Raw genomic sequence first — 19677 nt, 5'->3', positions numbered from 1 at the left:
TATGGTTCTTCAAGATGACAACGCGTACTTCAAAGTACGCGTGGCTGTGCTCGTCAACAGCCTGAAAAATCGCTTTGATGAACTCACATCACGGGACTTCCCCAATTCATCGCCGAACGAGGTCATCGCTCTAATCAAGCAAGCCTTGACGGCTATTGGCGAGCAGGTAAAGGTCGCGGACGGAAAAATTCTGCCGTTGATATTCTCTCTGTTGCGGACTTATCAAGAGGTGCTTTCGTACCTCGATAACGCCCATACGGAGCAAACGCCGCGTGGATTGGTTCGGATTTTACGAGATCTCTTAAATAGAGTGAGCGCAGGGGCTCGCTTTGTCGCATCGCCGCAGTCGGCATACAACTACGGAATTGTTGACGTTCAGCCCTATCTGGTTACTCCGTTGACGAATCTGCTGCCAGCATCCGAATTGCATGCTTTGCCGCCGATTTCTCTGTCGCGAATTCATCTCATCTTATTTCCGCGGGCTGAGCGGGATAATATCCTTGTGCATGCAGTGTTTGGTCATGAAATTGGCCATTTGATTGCTACGGAGTTTTTAAGCGAAGAAGAGAATGAGCCTGATTTTCAAACCGGATTTCAATCTGTTTTAGAGCAAATTAGCAAGACCGATCCGGCCCCTCCTGAAACGGACCCGATGGCGGTTTTGCGACGTCGGGCTGAGATAGCTAATCGTGTGGCTCAGATTCGGAAAAGAGCCATGGAAGAGCTGATTTCGGACTATGTTGGAGCGATGTTGTTCGGGCCAAGCGCATTGCTCGCTTCGTACGAAATATTCTTGCTGAACCCGATCGACTTAGTTCCGTCTGGCTCGGATCTATATCCGCCTTCTCGCTATAGACTTCGCTTTTTGTTGGATGCTATTGAGAAAGAGGGATTTATCAACGCCCTTACGCAATGTGGGGCGGCAGATGCGAGTTGCTCTGCTCATATGGCAAGTGCGCTGACACATTTTCAGCGGATTGCTGCAATTGTTGCTGATCAGACCGACTTGAATGCCTTGAAGTCGGATGTACTTATAGATGCTGCGTACGGTTGGGTTAAAAATTCGCTTGAAAAGGCAAAGGCATTTGTCAGGAAAAGGCTCGATCAAGATCTGATATATCCAGTCGATGCATTTCGGGGCGAGGTTCCGGAGCTTATCGGTCGCCTCGTATTGAATGTCCCGCCGAGCGAACTTGGTATATATCCGAAGGTGACATTGCCAACGTGGCAGAGTGCATTGTTGGCCGGGTGGTTTGTCCGAATTCATGGCAAACGACAGACCAACGATGGGGAGGTCATGTTTGGTGTGGCCGAACACGACGCCATTCAGAGACTAGTGCTGCGGGCCGTAGAGAACATCGGGCTACATAAGGAATATTTGGAGCACATGGCGGGTGCCGTATGAGCATTTTAGGAAAGGAACATCTCGTCTCCGCGCTATCTGAACCGGATATTTCCAAGAGGCTGATCATAAGCCCATTGCTCGATGAATCGCAGATCGGTCCGGGTTCGATCGATCTTAGGCTGGGCAACGAGTTTATCGTAACGCATCGTGGTAATTTGCCGTATCTCGACCCCGGCCGAAACATGGGGCTCGGTGACAAGCGTCGGTTTGAACACAAGCACTACGTCGAGCGTTCAGAGAGATTTTATTTGCATCCCAATGAACTCGTGCTTGCTGCAACTCTGGAGTATTTCAAGTTGCCGTCCCATCTTGGCGGCTATGTAACCTCTCGTTCGTCGTGGGGGCGAGCAGGACTGGTGATCGCGACTGCAGTGGCCGTCCACCCAGGATTTACTGGAACGGTGACGCTTGAGCTAGTGAACTTGGGCGAGGTTCCTTTAGTGTTGTACCCAGGGCTATGTGTCGCTCAATTCGTCTTCTTCAACTGTGAAGGAGGCGCAAACTACGATGGCAGGTTTGTCGGACAGATCAGCCCGCAGTCGAGTACGAAGAAGGTGCATGAAGAACGAGACTTGGCATTTTGGTGTAGTCAGGACCCAAGCCGTAACGCATAGCATATCGATTTATAGGTACACACTACGGTACACAAAGGCCCTGTTAAATCTACAGGGCCTTGTCGTATATGGGTCTGCGAGAAGTTGCTAGGTTTTGTATCGGATCCGAGGGTCGTTGACCTCGTGGGGTGCTGCTTCATCTGCCTGCATCGTATCGGCACGCCTCGTCATACCTCTGTACGCTCCGACAACTCGACGCAAGCCTCTCGTGAGGGCTCCGTCACGATGCTGACTATTTCGCAGCAGATTGTTCGCGTGGATGCTTGGGACTCCATGTTCGGACAATGTTTGGACCGATGTCGTGCTCCATGTTGGCGGGATTGCCAAGCCTGTATCAGCTCGCGCTTCCCATTCTTGTCCTATTTCCTCGTTCGTCTCGCTTGCGATGGATTACCGCCGGCTCAACGAACCCTCGTGTTGTTCGTTCACCACGGGTTCATGCTCATGGCAAGCCGTCTGCCCGTTGGTCTCCAGATCTAGTTGGCAATCGAGCACGCGGAATTCGCGCCGTATCGCATCTCGTTGCGCCACGACCAATTGTGCAAAGGGATGTAAGCGCTCGCCTCGTAGCTCACGTAGCCGACTCGAACGTAATGGGCTGGAGATTTCAGAGGACGGCGTATTTCGTTGACAGATAGACCTTAAGGGTCTAAATTGAGCCGCGTTGGGTAACGCTCCGCGTAGCCCGCTACCTCCGAAAGGAACGACATTATGAATAGCATCGTATTTGCGCGAATTCTGCGCGACCACGCTTATGGCCCTCAAATATTTCCCGCCGACGCCGGAAGACCTGCGTGCGCTGAAAGTGCGCCTCGGATTCACCGGCGAGCAGATGGCTCAGATGTTCGGATTGGCTGGCAACAGTCAGTGGCGAAAGTATACGGGGGGAGTCGAGCCGAGACCGATGTCGTTGCCGATGCTGTTCCTAGCGCTAGCGCTGCAGGATCGTTCCGCGACTGTCGACCAAGTGCTCGAGAAGTGTCGGCAGGTCGGCGCAACGATCGAGCTGGACGACGAGTAACCGCCGACGGTGCGCTTGCTGTTACCTTTCCGAATACACTTGCCAAATCTGCCGGTCCGATCGCCCTCATACCCAGTGTCTGGCGTAACACTCGGTCGCCGAAGCCCACGACTACTGTCACATCGGAGTTATTCGAACTTGCCGGCATCCGCGCTGCAGAACACTGGCTGAATGTTCGCCCGACGGCGCGCCCGAGCCGGGGGTATCGGTCGATGTTCGAAAACCTCTTCGCTGGCTTCGGTCGAATCCCCTACCGCGCTGACGGCTGCGCAGCGTTCAAGCGCAGCATCGAGGCCGCAACTTGCACCGACTGTAAAGCCTCAGAGGTGTGCGCAATCTCCGCCACCGAAATCATTCTTCGCTGTTTGCTCGATGCAGTGGAGGCACACGCGTTTCTCGTGATTCCTGATATCTGGCCTCGGATGGGCGAGGCGGCGCGTTGCGTGCAAAATGCGGAGGCGCATCATGGCTCAAAATGATGACTCAACCTTATCTATCGAGGAGGCGCGCCGCGAACTGCTGCAGGCATCGCGTCAACTGAGCGTTCTGTTGCTCGATTTGTCGATGGATCCCGAACGAGTATTTGAACACTTTGCCGTACGCCGTGACGCCTTCTTCGAACTGTTGTCGGATCTGGGCGTCAAGGTCAATACGCGCCTGGAGGAAATGCTCCGTGAGTGAAAGCGTGAGCCTTCCCGTCGAAAAGCAGCTCGATGCCGCGCAAAGCAAAGTGAACGGCCCAGTGGGGTCGTTGTCGCTGTCAACGTCAATAGTCCTAAATACTCTTCGAAGACCTAGATCATGGACGGAATATTCACTGCGATAGTCGGCGTGCTTGGCGGCGGGATCGTAGGTACTGTGGCCGGTTTCCGTGCATCAGGGTCACCGGTCCTAGGGAGAGCTCGCCTGTATTTAAAGTTCGACATAGTCGAACTGTTGGGCGAGCCGTATCGATTCGATGCCCGACGCAATCTGATCAAAGATACGGAAAAGGATCCGCGCGGCGAGCGTCTCCACTACGAAACGCTCGCCGCGCTACAGGTCTTTCTGATGCATACCGAGCTGACGACGCCGGCTTGATTGCGCGACGGGCCGGAACGAGGCGTTCGGACCGACGTCTGCCTTAATCCCAATGACGGTGATGATGGTAATACCCACCCCCACCGTAATACCCGCCACCATCCGGCACCACGATACAGCCGCTCAACAACACGGCGACGCCGGCAATCAGCAAAAGGGCCTTCTTCATCGCGTTCACCTGCTCGGGTTCAATATGAAACCCAGCATAGCGAGCGGCCCCGGCCCAGGCTGTAAGCGATCGTATCCCCGCGCCGCAATCCGTAACGGCGGATTATTCCGGTCACAATGACCGTAACAATTGGCCAAACAGCAGACGTTTCAAGCGACGACGACCCGGTTTCGCCCCGCATCCTTCGCGCGATACAGTGCGGCATCGGCGGCTTCGATCAACGCGTCGGGGGTCGACAGATCGTCGGCCGACACGGTCGCGCAGCCGACGCTGACGCTCACGCGCCCGGCCGGCGAGTCGGGCATCGCGAGGTCGAGCCGCAGCACGGCTTCGCGCACTTCGTCAGCCACCACCCGCGCACCGCGCGCGCCGGTGTTCGGCAGCACGATGGCAAACTCCTCGCCGCCGTAGCGCGCGACGATATCGGCCGGCCGCCGCACCGCGCCGGCCAGTGCATTTGCGACGGCGATCAGGCACGCATCGCCCTTCACATGACCGAACGCGTCGTTGTACGCCTTGAAGCGGTCGACGTCGACCATCAGCAGCGACAGCGGTTCGCCCTGCCGCCGCGCCTGCAGGAACAGCGTGTGGAAATGATCGTTGAAGTGGCTGCGGTTGAACGCGCCCGTGAGTCCATCGCGCGCGGAAGAGCGGATCAGCGTCGCGTGCGCTTCGAACAGCTGCTGATACAGCATCGTCACTTCCCACGCGAGCACGCACACGAGCACGCCGGGCGTGAACATGCTGAACACGCGCGCGACATACCAGCCGACCGTGAAGCGGTTGGTGGACAGCAGGTTCAGCGTCGTATCGGTGAGGCAGGCGAGCACCGCGATCGCGAGCCACAGGTCGAGCGTCGTGCGCAGCCGGCCCGTGACCAGCACGGCGACGAGCGCCAGCACGTTGAGGACCCACACGACGAGCGCGATGCCGCTGACAGGCAGCACGGCTGTGTCGCGGGGCGGGTGGAATGCCGGTGGCAGCGACACGTTCAGCGCGAGCGCACACAGGAGCGCCGCCGCGATGGCCGGCCCGCCGACGAGCACGACGGTCCAGCGGCGCGTCTCTTTCGCGCCGACCGGGGCGCGCGTCAGCCGCTCGCGTGCGACCAGAGCAGCCATCACGAAGCACGGAAAGCCGGCATGCCAGAAGACCCACATCCACGCGGCGCTTTGCGGGCGCGCGCCGAGCAGGCCGTGCGGGGCGAACACGCCGGGGAAGGTGAGCAGCTGCAGCGCGACGGCGAGCGCGGTGAACGCATAGGCGCCGCCGAGCGCACCGAGCACGGGCTGGCGCGTGACGGTGAACTGCGCGCCGAGGAAGAACGCGGCGATGCCCGCGGTCGTGAACACGGTGAGCGCGCACATCGGCATGAACGGCTCGACGGCCGGCAGCGCGACGTTCGCGTGCGGCGCGGCGATCCCGAGCGTGAGCAGGATGACGAGCGCAGTCAGCGCGCCGAACCACAGCTGACGTTGCGTCGTGTGCTGGATCAGGATGCCTTCCATGGAGTCCCCCGGACACGCGTGCTCGAACGCCCGATCTTGCGCCGGGCGGCACGCCTGCCGATCGCGGCGCGACCGGTGCGGCCCGATCCTATCGCGTTATTGGTCGGCGCTCAAATGCCGAGCCCCGGGCCGAAGTTGCCGGCGACCCAGCGCGTGACGGCGTCGACGTCCGCGTAGTCCTGTTCGGGCAGGCCGTCGAGCATCGACAGGACTTCGTTGCTGGCGCCGGCGTCGCGCGCGGCATCGACGATCGCATCCTTGTTCGCCGGATAGCGGACGGCCGCCAGCACATCGGCGATCTGCAGGTCGATCGTTTCGTTCGGGATATCGTGCGGAGGAGTGGTGGGCTTGTCGTTCACGTCGGCGTCTCGCGGGTTGGGCGGGAATCGGATCGAAGCGCAAGGGGCGTGCCCGGCAGGTTACGCGGCCCGGGTCGCCCCGGCCGGCGCTTGTCGCGGATGGCGATGATCGACGTCAATGTCCGCGTCGCACGCGGCGCCACGGATGCTTCCAGTCGATGTGCGGTGCGTTCTCGTCGCGCGGATGCTGGCGGCGGTGCTCCTGCCACAGTTCGTCGGAAAACAGCGCAGCCACGATGACGAGCGGCAGCACGAGGAAAATTCCGAGGATGACTTGCTCGACCACGATAGCCTCCTTGCGGTGGCAGGAACCCTTGCTCCCATTCTAGGCTCTGAACTCCGCCCGCGTTCAATTTCTTACAGTGCGAAACGGGCCCGAACGCGGCCGCGCCGCGCGGGCGTTCCGCACGTGCGCCGGCCTCCAAAAGGACATGAACATGCAACTCCAGAACGATACCAACACGCTCGCGCTGCGGCCGCTGGAGCGCCAGGACCTGCGCTTCGTCCACGAACTGAACAACGACGCGAAGATCATGCGTTACTGGTTCGAGGAGCCGTACGAAACCTTCTCGGAACTGTCGCAACTGTACGACCGCCACGTACACGACCAGCGCGAGCGCCGTTTCGTCGCGGTCGATGCGCAGGGCGAACTGGTCGGCCTCGTCGAGCTGATCGAGCTCGACTACATCCACCGCCGCGGCGAGTTCCAGATCATCATCGCGCCGCAGCGCCAGGGGCGCGGCTATGCGGGCCAGGCGACGCGCCTCGCGATCGAGTACGCGTTCAAGGTGCTGAACATGCGCAAGCTGTACCTGATCGTCGATACGTCGAACGCGGCGGCGATTCACGTGTACGAGAAATGCGGATTCCAGCACGAGGCCGAATTGAAGGAAGAATTTTTCGGGAATGGCGTATATCACAACGCTTATCGGATGTGCATCTTCCAGCGCGATTATTTCGAGCGGCAGCAAACCGCCTGAATAAAGCAGGGTAAACGCCACACCGGTAAAAGCGCTTGCGACGAGGTTTCGCGAACGCCGAATACAGGCCGGGAACTACGGATAAATACGGATACGCTTATACCTGGCATTTTTCTTGTATCAGGTATTTGCGATTCCGCGCTGCGGTAAAGTCGAATCGTTTCGGATGACTTTATGTGCATCGCATCAAAATGATCCGGATAGCGAAATGGATTATCCAAACCGTTCAATCGCCGCATTGTAACTTTGCTGAAAGCCTTGCCTGGTAACGCTCTCCGCCCGGGCACGCGGGTCGATGCGCAGTTTGGCCGCACTTGCCGGCGGTGCCCGTTGCGCAAAAAGCAGCCTGCGCACGGGGTGCGACAATCCGCCGCTATTGCGGTCGCACAACAAATGTGCTTGCTATCGTTTACCGGTCTTCTAAAGTGAAAAACGCGGGTTCACGATCACCTTTAAACACATAGCTAACCCAGCCTGGTGCCCGCAAGCTTGGAGACAGAACATGATCAAGCGTACCGGTGTCCTTTTTGCCCTTGTCGGCGCATTTTGCGCTGTGTCGATTGCCCAGGCCGGCGGCGATTCGGCCGTCAAGCCGAAGCAGGAAATCCAGCTGACGAAGAACGCATGGGGCTGCCTGTCGAAAGACAATCTGGATTCCGTACTGAATCACGAACGTGACGGCAAGTCGCAGGCGAAGCAGCAGTACTTCGACGACTTCCGCTGCCTGTCGGTGCCGGAAGGCCAGCGTTTCCGCGTGGTGTCGGTCGATCAGGGCGACGTGCAGTTCGTCAGCGCCGACAACAGCGACCAGCAAGGCCTCTGGACCGATTCGCGCTTCGTCAAGCAGTAAGCATCCCTTCATCGCGCTGTCGCACGACGCGCGAGCGCGCCGGCTCGACCAGCCGGCGGCGCGAACCGATCACGGCCCGGCGCCTGCCGGGCCGTTGCGCTGTGGATTGCGCATCACGCACGCCGGACGGCGCGCATTCGGTATCATCACGGCCCGACCGAACCGAATGCCCGCCCGGGCCGTATCCGCATGGCGCTGAAATCCACGATCTACAAAGCCGAACTGCAAATCGCCGACATGGATCGGCATTACTACGCCGATCATGCGCTGACGGTGGCGCGCCATCCGTCGGAAACCGACGACCGGATGATGGTGCGCATCGTCGCGTTCGCGCTGTTCGCGCACGAGCGGCTCGAATTCTGCAAGGGGCTGTCGGACGTCGACGAGCCCGACCTGTGGCAGAAGGATCTGACGGGCGCGATCGACGTGTGGATCGAGGCCGGCCAGCCCGACGAACGGCGCATCTCGAAGGCGGCCGGCCGCGCCGGGCAGGTCACGGTCATCGCCTACGGCGGCAAGACGTCGGATATCTGGTGGCAGGGCGTGCGCAGCAAGGTCGAACGGCTACGCAACGTGCAGGTGCTGTCGCTCGCCGACGGCGTCGCGGCCGCGCTCGGGCGGCTCGCGGCGCGCACGATGCGCCTGCAGTGCACGGTGCAGGACGGCACCGCGTGGATCTCGAGCGCCGACCACGATCCGGTCGCGGTCGAGTGGACGGTGCTGAAGGCGCGCGAGGGCGCATAAGGGTCCGTACGGGCCCGTCAGGGCCCGCGCGCCGGCCGCGTTCAGCCGAGCGCGGCCGGCGGCCCCTTGAATTCGACCATGTTGCCTTCGGGATCGAACAGGTAGATCGACGGGCCGTAGCCGCCGGCGCCGTAGCGCTCGGCCGGCGCGCCGGGCCGCGCGCCATGCGCGGCGAAATGGGCGATCAGTGCGTCGGGATCGAACGGCTCGACGCGCAGGCACAGATGATCGAGGTTGCGCCCGGTGCCGGGCGGGCCGCTGTCGGGCCGGTCGATCGGGCCGCCAACCGTCAGCAGGTCGATCAGCGCGTCGCCGGCGCGCAGTTGCACGAGGCCCAGGTCGGGCTGTTCCTTCTCCACATGACAACCGACGGCATCGCAGTAAAAGCGCGTCATTGCCGCCATGTCGGTCACGCGCAGCACGATGTGATCGATTCCGCGGATGGTGGGCTTCATGGGCGGGACTCCTTCGCAGTCGACGAGCATCGAGTGTAGACGCATCGCGCCTGCGCTGCCGGCCGGAACGCGGCACAATCGACGGACGAAAAAAAGCCCGTTCACGCAGAGCGGAACGGGCTTAATCCATATCAGGAGGAGACATGGAGGAGACAGTTCCAACTATACACACGGCGATGGTGCGACGCAATATTCCGATTGCAAAAAAACGTCAGGACGGCGATTTGTCGCATCCGCACTGCAGCAAAACGGTGACGGGACGATGACGAAAACGGCGCTGGAGCAGCCGCCGCCACGTTTCGTCGGATTTGATCTTTGATAATGCGACCCCGTTCGCCGGCGCGAATCACAGAGCAAGATTCAGGGCGCGACGGCATGTGCCGATGGCTAGAGTAGGCACCATCTACACTAGAGAGTGCGAGGTTCAGATGAAAACCGCCTATCCGACCGATGATGCCCGCTGGGGCGCCGTGACCGAGCGCGATCCGCATGCGGACGGCGCGTTCTTCTATGCCGTCAGCACGACCGGCGTGTTCTGCCGCCCGACCTGCGCGTCGCGCCAGCCGCGCCGCGAGAACGTGTCCTTTTTCGCCGATACGGCGGCCGCGCGCGCGGCCGGCTTCCGGCCCTGCAAGCGTTGCCAGCCGGAAGGGCTGCCGCGCGAGCTGGAAATCGTCAATCGTGCATGCGCGGTGCTCGACGCGCACGCCGAGCGGCTCACGCTGCAGCAGTTGAGCGACGCCGTGCACGTGAGCCCGTTTCACCTGCAGCGGCTCTTCAAGCGTGTGGTCGGCGTGTCGCCGCGGCAGTACCAGGCCGCGCAGCGCGGCGCCGCGTTGCGGCAGGCGCTGCAAAGCGGGCAGCCGGTCACGCAGGCGGCCGTCGACGCGGGGTTCAACTCGCCGTCGCGGCTCTATGCGTCGGTGCCGCGCGAGTTGGGGATGGCGCCGTCCGCGTTCCGCCGCCAGGGCGCCGGCCTGCGGATCGACTATGCGACCGCGTCGACGTCGCTCGGCACGGTGCTCGTCGCCGCCACCGAGCAAGGCATCTGCCGGATCGCATTCGGCGACGACGCGGCGTCGCTCGTCGGCGAGCTGAACGACACGTTCGCCCGCGCCGAACTGGTCGAAGCGTCGGCCCGGCTCGCGCCGTTCGTCACGCAGATCCGCGCGTACCTCGACGGCACGCGGCAGGCGTTCGACCTGCCGCTCGACATCGCGCCGACCGCGTTCCAGCAGCGCGTGTGGGAAGCGCTGACGCATATCCCGTACGGCGAAACGCGGAGCTATTCGGAGATCGCCGAGGCGCTCGGCTCGCCGCGCGCGGTGCGGGCGGTCGCGTCCGCGTGCGCGTCGAATCCGGTCGCGCTCGCGATTCCGTGCCACCGCGTCGTGCAGAAGGGCGGCGCGCTCGCCGGCTATCGCTGGGGCGTGCGCCGCAAGGCGACGCTGCTCGCGGCCGAGGCGCGCCATGTTCACAACGATGAAGCCGAAGCCGAGACGGAGGGCAGTGCGGTTTGAGCATCGACACGACAACGATTACCTCCCTCGCGAACGGCGGCCCTGTGCCGCCGTCCGCGCAGATGGAGCTGCGCTACAAGGCGCCGTACGACTGGGCGCGCGTGCTGCGCTTCTTCAGCGGGCGCGCGATTCCCGGTGTCGAGCAGGTCGCGGACGGCGTGTATCGCCGCATCGTCGATCTGCACGGCGATGCGGGCCGACTCACCGTCACGAAACATCCGCGCAAGCATTGCCTGATCGCGACCGTCGAAGGGGCGGTCGCGCGTCACGTCGACAATGCGTTCGCCGCACGCGTCGCGACGATGTTCGACCTCGGCGCCGATCCGGCTGCGATCGGCGGCGGCCTCGCGCGCGATCCGTGGTTCGCGCCGCTCGTCGAGGCCGCGCCGGGGCTGCGCGTGCCGGGTGCGTGGTCGGGGTTCGAGCTGGCCGTGCGCGCGATCGTCGGCCAGCAGGTGAGCGTGAAGGCCGCGACGACGATCGTCGGCCGGCTCGTCGAACGGGCCGGCGAACGCGTGATTCATGAAGACGACGGCGCGCCCGCGTGGCGGTTCCCGACACCCGACGCGCTGGCCGCGTGCGATCTCGACAAGATCGGGATGCCCGGCAAGCGCGTGGCCGCGCTGACCGGCGTGGCGCGCGCGGTGGCGGCCGGCGACGTGCCGGTCGATCGCGCGCATGCCGATCTCGCGACGCTGCGCAGCGCGTGGCTCGATCTGCCCGGCATCGGCCCGTGGACCGTCGAATACATCGCGATGCGTGCATGGCGCGACCCGGACGCGTGGCCGGCATCCGACCTCGTGCTGATGCAGTCGATCGCCGCGCGCGACCCGGCGCTCGATCGGCTCGCCAGCCAGAAGCACCGCACCGAAGGCTGGCGGCCGTGGCGTGCGTATGCGGCGCTGCATCTGTGGAACGAAGTGGCCGACCGGGCAGGCGGCGCGCGCGGCGGGTAAGCACGCCGCGGCCGGGTGCGCCCGCAAGGAGGCAGCGCCGCAACCCGTCGCGCACGCGGTGCCGGCATGCGGCAAGCGCCGGGGCGTGACGCGGCGCCGTCACGGCGCTTCCGCCCCCTGCGGTGCCGGCCGAATGTAGCGCGTGCGATGCCTGCGCACGCGTCGTTTCCCGATCGATTCAGCGGTACGGTTGCACCTGCCGCCACCCGTTCGCCATTCACATTCCGTCCGACGAATTGCGGTGGCCGCCGTGCCGATCGGCTTCGTCGGGAACCGGGGATACGGGCCGGGACTGCCCCGCCCGCCCCGCCCGATCACCCGCTCAGGCCCGCGCGCCGTGCCCGCGGCCACCTCAAGCGCGGCTTCCGGCGAGATGTTAAAGTGCCCGCTACCAACGAAGCGACCAACAATCCAGCCGGCCGCGCGCGGCGTTCTGCGCGCGGCCGTCACGCACTTGCGTCTCCATGTCGAACACCATGACTCACCGCCAGTCCGAACTGCTGCTGAAACGCCTCGACGCGCTGAGCTCGGGCCCGACGCGGCAGCATCTGCCCGACGGCCTGCGCGGCATCGAGAAGGAAAGCCTGCGCGTGACGCGCGACGGGATGATCGCGTTCACGCCGCATCCGCGCGCGCTCGGTTCGGCGCTCACGCATCCGGCGCTGACGACCGACTATTCCGAAGCGCTGATCGAACTGATCACGCCCGCGGAGCGCGACGCCGCGCTCACGCTCGAACGCCTCGACGATCTGCATCGCTACGTCTATGCATCGCTCGGCGACGAGATCCTGTGGAACGATTCGATGCCCGGCCTGCTGCCGGCCGACGACCAGATCCCGATCGCCAATTACGGCACGTCGAACATCGGCCGCCTGAAGACGGTGTACCGCCGCGGACTCGCGTATCGCTATGGCCGCACGATGCAGTGCATCGCCGGCATCCACTACAACTACTCGCTGCACGAGGAAGTGTGGCGGCGCCTGCATGAGGAAGAAGAGTCGACGGCGACGCTCGTCGATTACCAGTCGGAACGCTATCTCGCGCAGATCCGCAACTTCCGCCGCCGCAGCTGGCTGCTGATGTATCTGTTCGGCGCGTCGCCGGTGCTCGACACGAAGTTCCTGCGCGGCAAGCCGCACAAGCTCGACACGTTCGACGCCGATACGCTGTACCGGCCGTATGCGACCAGCCTGCGCATGAGCGATCTCGGCTACTCGAACACGACGGCCCAGGCCGCGCTGCACGTCGACTACAACACGCTGCCGGGCTATCTCGACGCGCTGTCGAAGGCCGTGAGCGAGCCGTATCCGGCGTACGAGGCGATCGGCACGCATCGCGACGGCGAGTGGATCCAGATCAACACGAACGTGCTGCAGATCGAGAACGAGTTCTACTCGACGATCCGGCCGAAGCGTGTCACGTATTCGGGCGAGCGGCCGCTGCATGCGCTCGCGTCGCGCGGCGTGCAGTACATCGAAGTGCGCTGCCTCGACATCGACCCGTTCGAGCCGACCGGCATCGCGCTGGAGACCGCGCGCTTCATCGACGCGTTCCTGCTCGCGTGCGCGCTCGACGACAGCGCGCCGCTCGACTGCGACGCGTACAAGGAAGCGAACGCGAACTTCGGCAGCGTGACGCTGGACGGCCGCAAGCCGGGGCTCGCGCTGACGCGTGAAGGTCGATCGGTCACGCTGCAGCAGTGGGCCGATGAACTGATGGCCGATATCGAAATCGTCGGCCGCCGGCTCGACGAAATCCGCGGCGGCGACGAGCATGCACGCGCGATCGCCGCGCAGCGCGAGAAGCTCGCCGATCCGGAGCGCACGCCGTCGGCGCGCGTGCTACGCACGATGCGCGAGAACGGCCAGTCGTTCCTCGCGTTCGGGCTCGCCCAGAGCGAAGCGCATGCCGCGCATTTCCGCGCGCACCCGCCGTCGGCCGAGACGCTGCACACCGAGCAGGCGCTTGCCGCGAAGTCGCTGGCCGAGCAGGCCGAGCTCGAAGCGAAGGAGGCCGGATCGTTCGACGCATTCGTCGCCGCCTATCGCGCCTATACGCTGAACCGCTTCAGCGTGTGACGATCGCGCACGCGGCCGGCGCAGCGTGTGCCGCGCCGCTGCCGTGCGATCCATCCGGTTCCGTCGGTGAGCCGGTCAGTGATGCGCATACGTGCCGCGATCGACCGCGTGCGGCAGCGCCGGCTTGCCTGATTCCCCGGTCGCCCGGCCGTCGCTGCCGTAACCGGCAACGTCCCCTTCACCGCGCGCCTGCGCGGCACGCTGCATGACCGCCTGCATGTTCCGCGGAAAGTCGGGACTGCTTGCGAGGCTCGTCCGGTAGCCTGCGGCCTCCAGTTCCACGAGTTCCTGGCGGACTTGCGCGCGGGTGAGCGTCGACGCGGCTTGCGCGTGAGCGGCGAACGCCGCGCCGATCAGCACGAATGCGCATGCCGCGTGTTTCATCGTCTTCATCGTGTGTGCTCCGTGAGGTTCCGGTGCCGCGCCATCGCCGGCGCGGCCGGAAACGATGCAGCCAGTCTAGGCTTCGGAGGCCAAACGAAACATCCTCGTGGCTGGCAGTCACCTTTTCCGGCCGCGCAACATTGCGGGCGCCGGTGGGCCGTCGCGACGGGTTTCCTGTCGAACGCGCCAGCCGCGCGCCATCTGTCGGTCATCGCGCGGCGGCTGGCGCCTATCGGCTCGCCCGTATCGGGCTTCTCCCCCTTGTACAAGCGCGTCGCGCCTCCTAACCTCTTTTAAGCGACCGATCGGTTGGCCGCGCAACGTCGTTGCGTAAGCAAGCGCCTGATCGTGGCCGTGACTGCAGGACATCGCCTTGACCCGAACCCGGCGCATCGAGATGCGAAGCGGGTCGACTCTGGAGACACGATGAATCCCACCGACGCCCTACCGCCCGGCATCGTCTTCGCGCAACCGTTGACGCCCGTCGCCAATTCGCTGCTCCTGTCGTTCCTCGTCGCCGCGATCCCGATCGCGGTCGCGCTGATCGCGCTCGGCGTGCTGCGCCGCCCCGCGTGGCAGGCGTCGCTCGCCGGGCTCGTCGCGGGCCTCGCGGTGGCGATCGGCGCGTGGGGCATGCCGGCCGGGCTCGCGTTCAACGCGGTCGGCGCCGGCATGGCGCTCGCGGTCGTGCCGGTGATGTGGATCGTCTTCAACGCGCTGCTGCTGTACAACATCGCGGTGAAGTCGGGCCGCTTCGACCAGTTCCGGCAGTGGATGCTCGACAACCTGCCCGACGATCGCCGCCTCGTGCTGCTCGTCGTCGCGTTCTCGTTCGGCTGTCTGCTCGAAGGAATTTCCGGATTCGGCACGCCGGTCGCGATCACGAGCGCGCTGCTGATCGCGCTCGGCTTTCCCGCGCTCGAAGCGCTCACCTATACGCTGCTGTTCAACACGGCGCCGGTCGCGTTCGGCGCGCTCGGCGTGCCGATCACCGTGCTCGGCGCGGTCACGTCGCTGCCGCCCGCGACGCTCGCGCAGATGGTCGGCCGCCAGTTGCCGTTCTTCGCGCTGCTGCTGCCGTTCTACGTGGTCGGCGCGTACGGCGGGCTGCGCTCGATCGCGAAGCTGTGGCCGGCGTTGCTCGTGTCGGGCGGCAGCTTCGCGATCGCGCAGTTCGTCACGTCGAACTTCCTCGGCTACCAGCTCACCGACGTGCTGTCGTCGCTCACGTCGCTGATCGTGACGATCGGTTTCCTGCAGCTGTGGAAGCCGCAGCCCGATCCGCAATACGCGCTCGCGCGCAGCGTGCCGGCCGCTGCCGGCGCCGCGCGCGCGGGCTTCGGCGGCTGGCTGCCGTGGCTCGTCGTGTCGGTGGTCGTGATCGTGTGGGTGCACGCGAACATCGCGGCGATCGGCGACGTGAAGATCAAGTGGCCGGGCCTGCACAACGCCGTATACGTGTCGCTGTATCACAAGCCGTACGCGGCGATCTGGGATTTCCAGCCGCTCGGCACGGGCACCGCGATCCTCGTATCGGCAATCATCACGGCCGCGCTGACGCGCACCGGCCCCGGCGCGTTCGTCGAATGCGTGGTGAAGACGTGGCGGCAGACGTGGATCGCGATCGTCACCGTGATGATGATCGTCGGGCTCGCGTACCTGCTGAACTACTCGGGCATCAGCTATACGCTCGGCACCGGCGTCGCGTCCACCGGTGCGCTGTTCCCGCTGGTGTCGGCATCGCTCGGCTGGATCGCCGTGTTCCTGTCCGGCAGCGACACGTCGGGCAACGCGCTGTTCGGCAACCTGCAGGTCGTCGCCGCCCGGCAGCTCGGCCTCGATCCGGTGCTGATGGCCGCGACCAACTCGTCGGGCGGCGTGATGGGCAAGATGATCTCGCCGCAGAACATCGCGACGGGCGTGTCGACGACGGACCTGAAAGGGCAGGAGGGTGTCGTGTTCGCACGCACCTTCTGGCACAGCGTGATCCTCACGCTGTTGCTCGGCGTGCTGGTGTTCCTGCAGCAGCACGTGCTGACCTGGATGATTCCGGCGCTGCCGAAGTGACGCACGGCGCTGCGACAGAAGGAAGGCACGAGGAAGGCAACGAGGGAAGGCGCGGGAAAAGCGCCACGTAGTGTGCGGAAGCGGTGAACGCGCGGCGGCTCAGCGCGCGTTCGCCCGCCGCATCGTTCGTCCGGTTTCGATCGCGTCGGCAGCATCGACCACGTCGGCCGCTTCTCCGCCGCCCGGCAGGATGCACGCAAGGAACGCATCGATCGCGGGGCTCTGGCGGCGCGCTTTCAGGTAGTACACGTATTCGTCGATCGTCGTGTCGACGCCGCGCAGCGCGATCACGCGGAGGTCCGGATGACGTTCAGCCTCGCCGAGCGGAAACAGGCTCCCACCCACCCCATGCAGGATCGCCTCGCGAATCGCTTCGCGGCTGCCAATCTCGGCGACCGAGGTGGCCGCGACGCCGGCCGTCGCGAGGATCGTCTCCGTACAGCGGCGCGTGACCGACCCTTCCTCGCGCATCAGCAGCCGCACGTCGGCGAGCCGCGCCGGGTCGATCGAATCGAACCGCGCGAGCGGATGATGGCGGTGCACGACGAGCACGAGCGGATCGGTCGAGATCACCTTGCGTTCGAGGCCGTCGGCGTCGTTGCGCTGCGACGAGACCGCGAGATCGATGCGGAATTCCTGCAGCGCCTGCAGGATTTCCTCGGAGTTGCCGATCCGGCACGTGAGCGCGATCGACGGGTGCGCGCTCGAGAAGCGGCCGACCGCGTCCATGATGTAGTACGGGCCCGTCGCGCCGATCCGCAGGTGGCCTTCGAACAGGCCGCCGACGTTGCGCAGCATGATGTCGGCCTGCGCCTCGAGCGCGATCATCTTCTCGACGAGCGGCAGCAGCTCGATGCCCGTCTCGGTCACCTCGAGCTTGCGGCCGCTGCGGTAGAACAGTTCGACGCCGTACACCTGCTCGACCTGCCGGATCTGCGCGGCGATCGTCGGCTGGCTCACGCCCAGGTGGCGCGCGGCGCGCGTGATGCTGCCCTGCCGGACGGTCGCGTGGAACGCCTTCAGCTGATCGAACACGACTCGGCTTCTCCCCTCTTCATCGCGCGTCAGCGTAGCGCACGCATATGTCGGCCGGATGAAAGACGCGCCGTGCGAGACTTCGAAAAAAAGCTGGGGGTGACCGCAAGAAACCTGCGGGAACCGGTCACGGCCGGGACATGCCGGTGCGGGGTAATAACGGCGACGCCAGATCGCCGGCCCGCTCGCCCGGCGCCCCCACTCCCACCGACCACAGGTGCTCTTCATGTCTTCGAACAATCGACGCGATTTCCTGCGCCTCGCCGCGCAGTCGGCCGGCGCGATGGCCGCCTACGCGGGCTTCCCGCCCGCGATCCGCAATGCGCTGGCGATGCCGGCCGCCTATCGCACCGGCACGATCCGCGACGTGGAGCACGTCGTGATCTTCATGCAGGAAAACCGTTCGTTCGACCATTACTTCGGCGGGCTGCGCGGCGTGCGCGGTTTCAACGACCCGCGCCCGCACCTGCTGCCGAACGGCGCACCGGTGTGGCAACAGCCGCCGGCGTCGGTGTTCACGAAGAACTACCATTCGCGCGGGCTCGATCCGTCGGCGCCGTACGTGCTGCCGTTCTACCTCGACCCGAAGCAGACGACCGAATTCCAGCCGGGCACCAACCACGGCTGGAGCAGCGGCCACCTGTCCTGGAACAACGGCCAGTGGGACCAGTGGGTGAACCAGAAGCAGGACGTGCTGACGATGGGCTACCTGAAGCGCCAGGATCTCACGTACCACTACGCGCTCGCCGACGCGTTCACGATCTGCGATTCGTACTTCTGCTCCGCGCATGCCGACACGGCGCCGAACCGGATCTACCTGTGGACCGGCACGGTCGACTCGCGCAACGTCTACGGCAGCGCGCCGAACGGCCCGGGCATCGGCGAGCGCAACGACGTGAACGGCTACACGTGGACGACCTACGCCGAACGGCTCGAGAACGCGAAGATCAGCTGGAAGGTGTACCAGGGCGGCACCGGCATTCCGGGCGACCCGACCGACAACTACACCGACAACTCGCTGATGTTCTTCAAGCGCTTCCAGGTGAAGGAAGGCGCGAGCGGCCCGCTGGTCGACAAGGGCGCGTCGGACCATACGCTCGCCGAACTGAAGGCCGACGTGCAGGCCAACCGGCTGCCGCAGGTGTCGTGGATCGTGTCGCCGTACAAGTACAGCGAGCACCCGCAGGCGTCGCCGACCGACGGCGCGTTCTACATCAACATGGTGCTCGAGGCGCTGACGTCGAACCCGGAAGTGTGGGCGAAGACGGTGTTCATCCTGAACTACGACGAGAACGACGGGCTGTTCGACCACGTCGTGCCGCCGGTGCCGCCGGTCACGAGCGGCGTGGGCGGGCAGGGCATCGTGTCGTCGAACCTGCTGTCGAACCTCGGCGACGAGCTGCTCGACCTGAACAAGTACCCGGGCGAAATGAGCCCGCTCGTGCCGGGCGCCGACCCGGGCGGCATCCAGCCGATCGGCCTCGGGCCGCGCGTGCCGCTGATCATCATCTCGCCGTGGACGAAGGGCGGCTGGGTCTGCTCGGAGACGTTCGACCATACGTCGGTGCTGCGTTTCCTCGAAGCCCGTTTCGGCGTGAAGGAGCCGAACATCAGCGCGTGGCGCCGGTCGATCTGCGGCGACCTCACGTCGGCGTTCGACTTCTCCGCGCGTCCCGACACGCGCACGGTGAGCTTCACGGTGCCGCAGCACCTCGCCACCGCCGGCCAGGCGTACCAGGTGCCCGCGCAACAGTCGATGCCGGCGCAGGAGCCGGGCACGCGGCCGGCGCGTGCGCTGCCGTACGAGCTGTTCGTGCACAGCCGCGTGGGCGCGCATGACGACACCGTGTCGCTCGACTTCGCGAACACCGGCGACGCGGGCGCCGCGTTCTACGTGTACGACCGCCGCAACCCGGCGACGCCGCCGCGCCGCTACGCGGTGTCCGCGCGCGACCGCTTCGTCGACACGTGGAGCACGTCGGCCGCGCGCGGCGACTATCATCTCGCGGCCTACGGCCCGAACGGCTATCTGTGCGAGTTCCAGGGCAACACGCGGCTCGCCGCAGACGGCCGCCACGCGAACCCCGAAGCCAAGATCGGCTACGACGTGCGCAATCGCCACGTGTACCTGCAACTGCGCAACAGCGGGCGCGCGAGCTGCCGCGTGACGGTCGACAACGCGTACAGCCATGCGCATGCACGCACCTACACGCTGGCGCCGGGCGAGCGCATCGAGGCGCACTTCGAGCTGTCGTCGAGCCACGGCTGGTACGATCTGACGATTACCGCGACCACGCTGCGCGGCGGCGACGACAAGGTCGTGCGCCGCTTCGCGGGCCACGTCGAGACGGGCCGGCCGAGCCACAGCGATCCGGGGCCGGTGAAGCAGACGGCCTGACGGCGCGACGCGGCGGTCGTGCGAAGCGGGGCAGTTCGCCCGTAGCGCGCGACC

21 protein-coding genes are annotated in these 19677 nt (G+C 64.7%); 14 read left to right on the top strand and 7 right to left on the bottom strand.

Going from position 1 to position 19677, the window contains the following annotated elements; all coding sequences use genetic code 11:
- Position 1: 1 nt before the first annotated feature.
- From H3O04_RS02140 to H3O04_RS02115, 6 genes are all read left to right on the top strand, one after another.
- Positions 2 to 1405, top strand: coding sequence for a hypothetical protein (locus H3O04_RS02140; protein ID WP_202587050.1), 1404 nt, complete (start codon positions 2 to 4; stop codon positions 1403 to 1405).
- Complete coding sequence (gene dcd / locus H3O04_RS02135; RefSeq protein ID WP_202587049.1) at positions 1402 to 2019, top strand: dCTP deaminase; 618 nt, start codon at positions 1402 to 1404, stop codon at positions 2017 to 2019. Before H3O04_RS02140 ends, dcd begins: the two co-directional genes overlap by 4 nt.
- A 754-nt stretch (positions 2020 to 2773) precedes the next feature.
- Entirely contained in the window at positions 2774 to 3040 is a 267-nt protein-coding gene (locus H3O04_RS02130) for a hypothetical protein (protein ID WP_034201889.1), read from the top strand.
- A gap of 212 nt (positions 3041 to 3252) precedes the next feature.
- Positions 3253 to 3519, top strand: coding sequence for a hypothetical protein (locus H3O04_RS02125; RefSeq protein WP_143275949.1), 267 nt, complete (start codon positions 3253 to 3255; stop codon positions 3517 to 3519).
- Positions 3506 to 3721, top strand: coding sequence for a hypothetical protein (locus H3O04_RS02120; protein ID WP_202587048.1), 216 nt, complete (start codon positions 3506 to 3508; stop codon positions 3719 to 3721). Before H3O04_RS02125 ends, H3O04_RS02120 begins: the two co-directional genes overlap by 14 nt.
- 120 nt (positions 3722 to 3841) lie before the next feature.
- Entirely contained in the window at positions 3842 to 4120 is a 279-nt protein-coding gene (locus H3O04_RS02115) for a hypothetical protein (RefSeq protein ID WP_202587047.1), read from the top strand.
- Positions 4121 to 4163: 43 nt separating this feature from the next.
- Here H3O04_RS02115 and H3O04_RS36520 read toward each other — a convergent pair whose 3' ends face one another.
- From H3O04_RS36520 to H3O04_RS02100, 4 genes are all read right to left on the bottom strand, one after another.
- Positions 4164 to 4289: a hypothetical protein gene (locus H3O04_RS36520; protein WP_256097665.1), complete on the bottom strand. Its 126-nt coding sequence runs from the start codon at positions 4287 to 4289 to the stop codon at positions 4164 to 4166.
- A 149-nt stretch (positions 4290 to 4438) separates the two neighbouring features.
- Complete coding sequence (locus tag H3O04_RS02110) at positions 4439 to 5797, bottom strand: sensor domain-containing diguanylate cyclase (protein WP_202587046.1); 1359 nt, start codon at positions 5795 to 5797, stop codon at positions 4439 to 4441.
- A 110-nt stretch (positions 5798 to 5907) separates the two neighbouring features.
- Positions 5908 to 6156, bottom strand: a complete 249-nt coding sequence (locus H3O04_RS02105; RefSeq protein ID WP_027811031.1) for a DUF2795 domain-containing protein — start codon at positions 6154 to 6156, stop codon at positions 5908 to 5910.
- Positions 6157 to 6271: 115 nt separating this feature from the next.
- On the bottom strand, positions 6272 to 6442 hold the full coding sequence (locus H3O04_RS02100) for a hypothetical protein (protein WP_006477422.1): 171 nt from the start codon (positions 6440 to 6442) through the stop codon (positions 6272 to 6274).
- A 151-nt stretch (positions 6443 to 6593) separates the two neighbouring features.
- Here H3O04_RS02100 and speG point away from each other — a divergent pair, with 151 nt between their 5' ends.
- The 3 genes from speG to H3O04_RS02085 all read left to right on the top strand — a co-directional run bounded on the left by speG (position 6594) and on the right by H3O04_RS02085 (position 8730).
- Positions 6594 to 7136: a spermidine N1-acetyltransferase gene (speG, locus tag H3O04_RS02095; RefSeq protein ID WP_202587045.1), complete on the top strand. Its 543-nt coding sequence runs from the start codon at positions 6594 to 6596 to the stop codon at positions 7134 to 7136.
- A gap of 502 nt (positions 7137 to 7638) precedes the next feature.
- Positions 7639 to 7986, top strand: coding sequence for a surface attachment protein Sap1 (sap1, locus tag H3O04_RS02090; protein ID WP_006477424.1), 348 nt, complete (start codon positions 7639 to 7641; stop codon positions 7984 to 7986).
- 189 nt (positions 7987 to 8175) lie between these two features.
- Positions 8176 to 8730, top strand: a complete 555-nt coding sequence (locus tag H3O04_RS02085; RefSeq protein WP_006477425.1) for a YaeQ family protein — start codon at positions 8176 to 8178, stop codon at positions 8728 to 8730.
- A 41-nt stretch (positions 8731 to 8771) separates the two neighbouring features.
- On the opposite strand, the gene H3O04_RS02080 is transcribed toward H3O04_RS02085, so the two are convergent.
- Positions 8772 to 9185, bottom strand: a complete 414-nt coding sequence (locus H3O04_RS02080; protein ID WP_006498690.1) for a VOC family protein — start codon at positions 9183 to 9185, stop codon at positions 8772 to 8774.
- A gap of 428 nt (positions 9186 to 9613) precedes the next feature.
- Here H3O04_RS02080 and ada point away from each other — a divergent pair, with 428 nt between their 5' ends.
- The 3 genes from ada (at position 9614) to gshA (ending at position 13739) form a co-directional block, all read left to right on the top strand.
- Positions 9614 to 10705, top strand: a complete 1092-nt coding sequence (ada, locus tag H3O04_RS02075) for a bifunctional DNA-binding transcriptional regulator/O6-methylguanine-DNA methyltransferase Ada (RefSeq protein WP_202587044.1) — start codon at positions 9614 to 9616, stop codon at positions 10703 to 10705.
- Positions 10702 to 11661: a DNA-3-methyladenine glycosylase family protein gene (locus H3O04_RS02070; protein WP_202587043.1), complete on the top strand. Its 960-nt coding sequence runs from the start codon at positions 10702 to 10704 to the stop codon at positions 11659 to 11661. The genes ada and H3O04_RS02070 overlap by 4 nt, the downstream gene beginning before the upstream one ends.
- Positions 11662 to 12125: 464 nt before the next feature.
- Complete coding sequence (gene gshA / locus H3O04_RS02065) at positions 12126 to 13739, top strand: glutamate--cysteine ligase (protein WP_041489267.1); 1614 nt, start codon at positions 12126 to 12128, stop codon at positions 13737 to 13739.
- A gap of 75 nt (positions 13740 to 13814) precedes the next feature.
- Here gshA and H3O04_RS02060 read toward each other — a convergent pair whose 3' ends face one another.
- Positions 13815 to 14132, bottom strand: a complete 318-nt coding sequence (locus tag H3O04_RS02060; protein ID WP_077217409.1) for a DUF4148 domain-containing protein — start codon at positions 14130 to 14132, stop codon at positions 13815 to 13817.
- Between the two features lie 417 nt (positions 14133 to 14549).
- On the opposite strand from H3O04_RS02060, the gene H3O04_RS02055 reads away from it, so the two are divergent.
- Positions 14550 to 16190 carry an L-lactate permease gene (locus H3O04_RS02055; RefSeq protein ID WP_202587042.1) on the top strand — a complete coding sequence of 547 codons (1641 nt, stop codon included), beginning with the start codon at positions 14550 to 14552 and terminating at the stop codon, positions 16188 to 16190.
- Positions 16191 to 16289: 99 nt separating this feature from the next.
- On the opposite strand, the gene H3O04_RS02050 is transcribed toward H3O04_RS02055, so the two are convergent.
- Complete coding sequence (locus H3O04_RS02050; protein WP_202587041.1) at positions 16290 to 17225, bottom strand: LysR substrate-binding domain-containing protein; 936 nt, start codon at positions 17223 to 17225, stop codon at positions 16290 to 16292.
- Between the two features lie 226 nt (positions 17226 to 17451).
- Between H3O04_RS02050 and H3O04_RS02045 the strand changes: the two genes are divergently transcribed.
- Positions 17452 to 19623: a phosphocholine-specific phospholipase C gene (locus H3O04_RS02045; protein WP_202587040.1), complete on the top strand. Its 2172-nt coding sequence runs from the start codon at positions 17452 to 17454 to the stop codon at positions 19621 to 19623.
- Positions 19624 to 19677: the final 54 nt, after the last annotated feature.

The sequence above is a fragment of the Burkholderia sp. KCJ3K979 genome, from assembly GCF_016759955.1.
In the GTDB taxonomy this organism is placed as follows: Bacteria; Pseudomonadota; Gammaproteobacteria; order Burkholderiales; family Burkholderiaceae; genus Burkholderia; species Burkholderia orbicola.
This window is presented reverse-complemented; position numbering and strand designations above follow the sequence as displayed.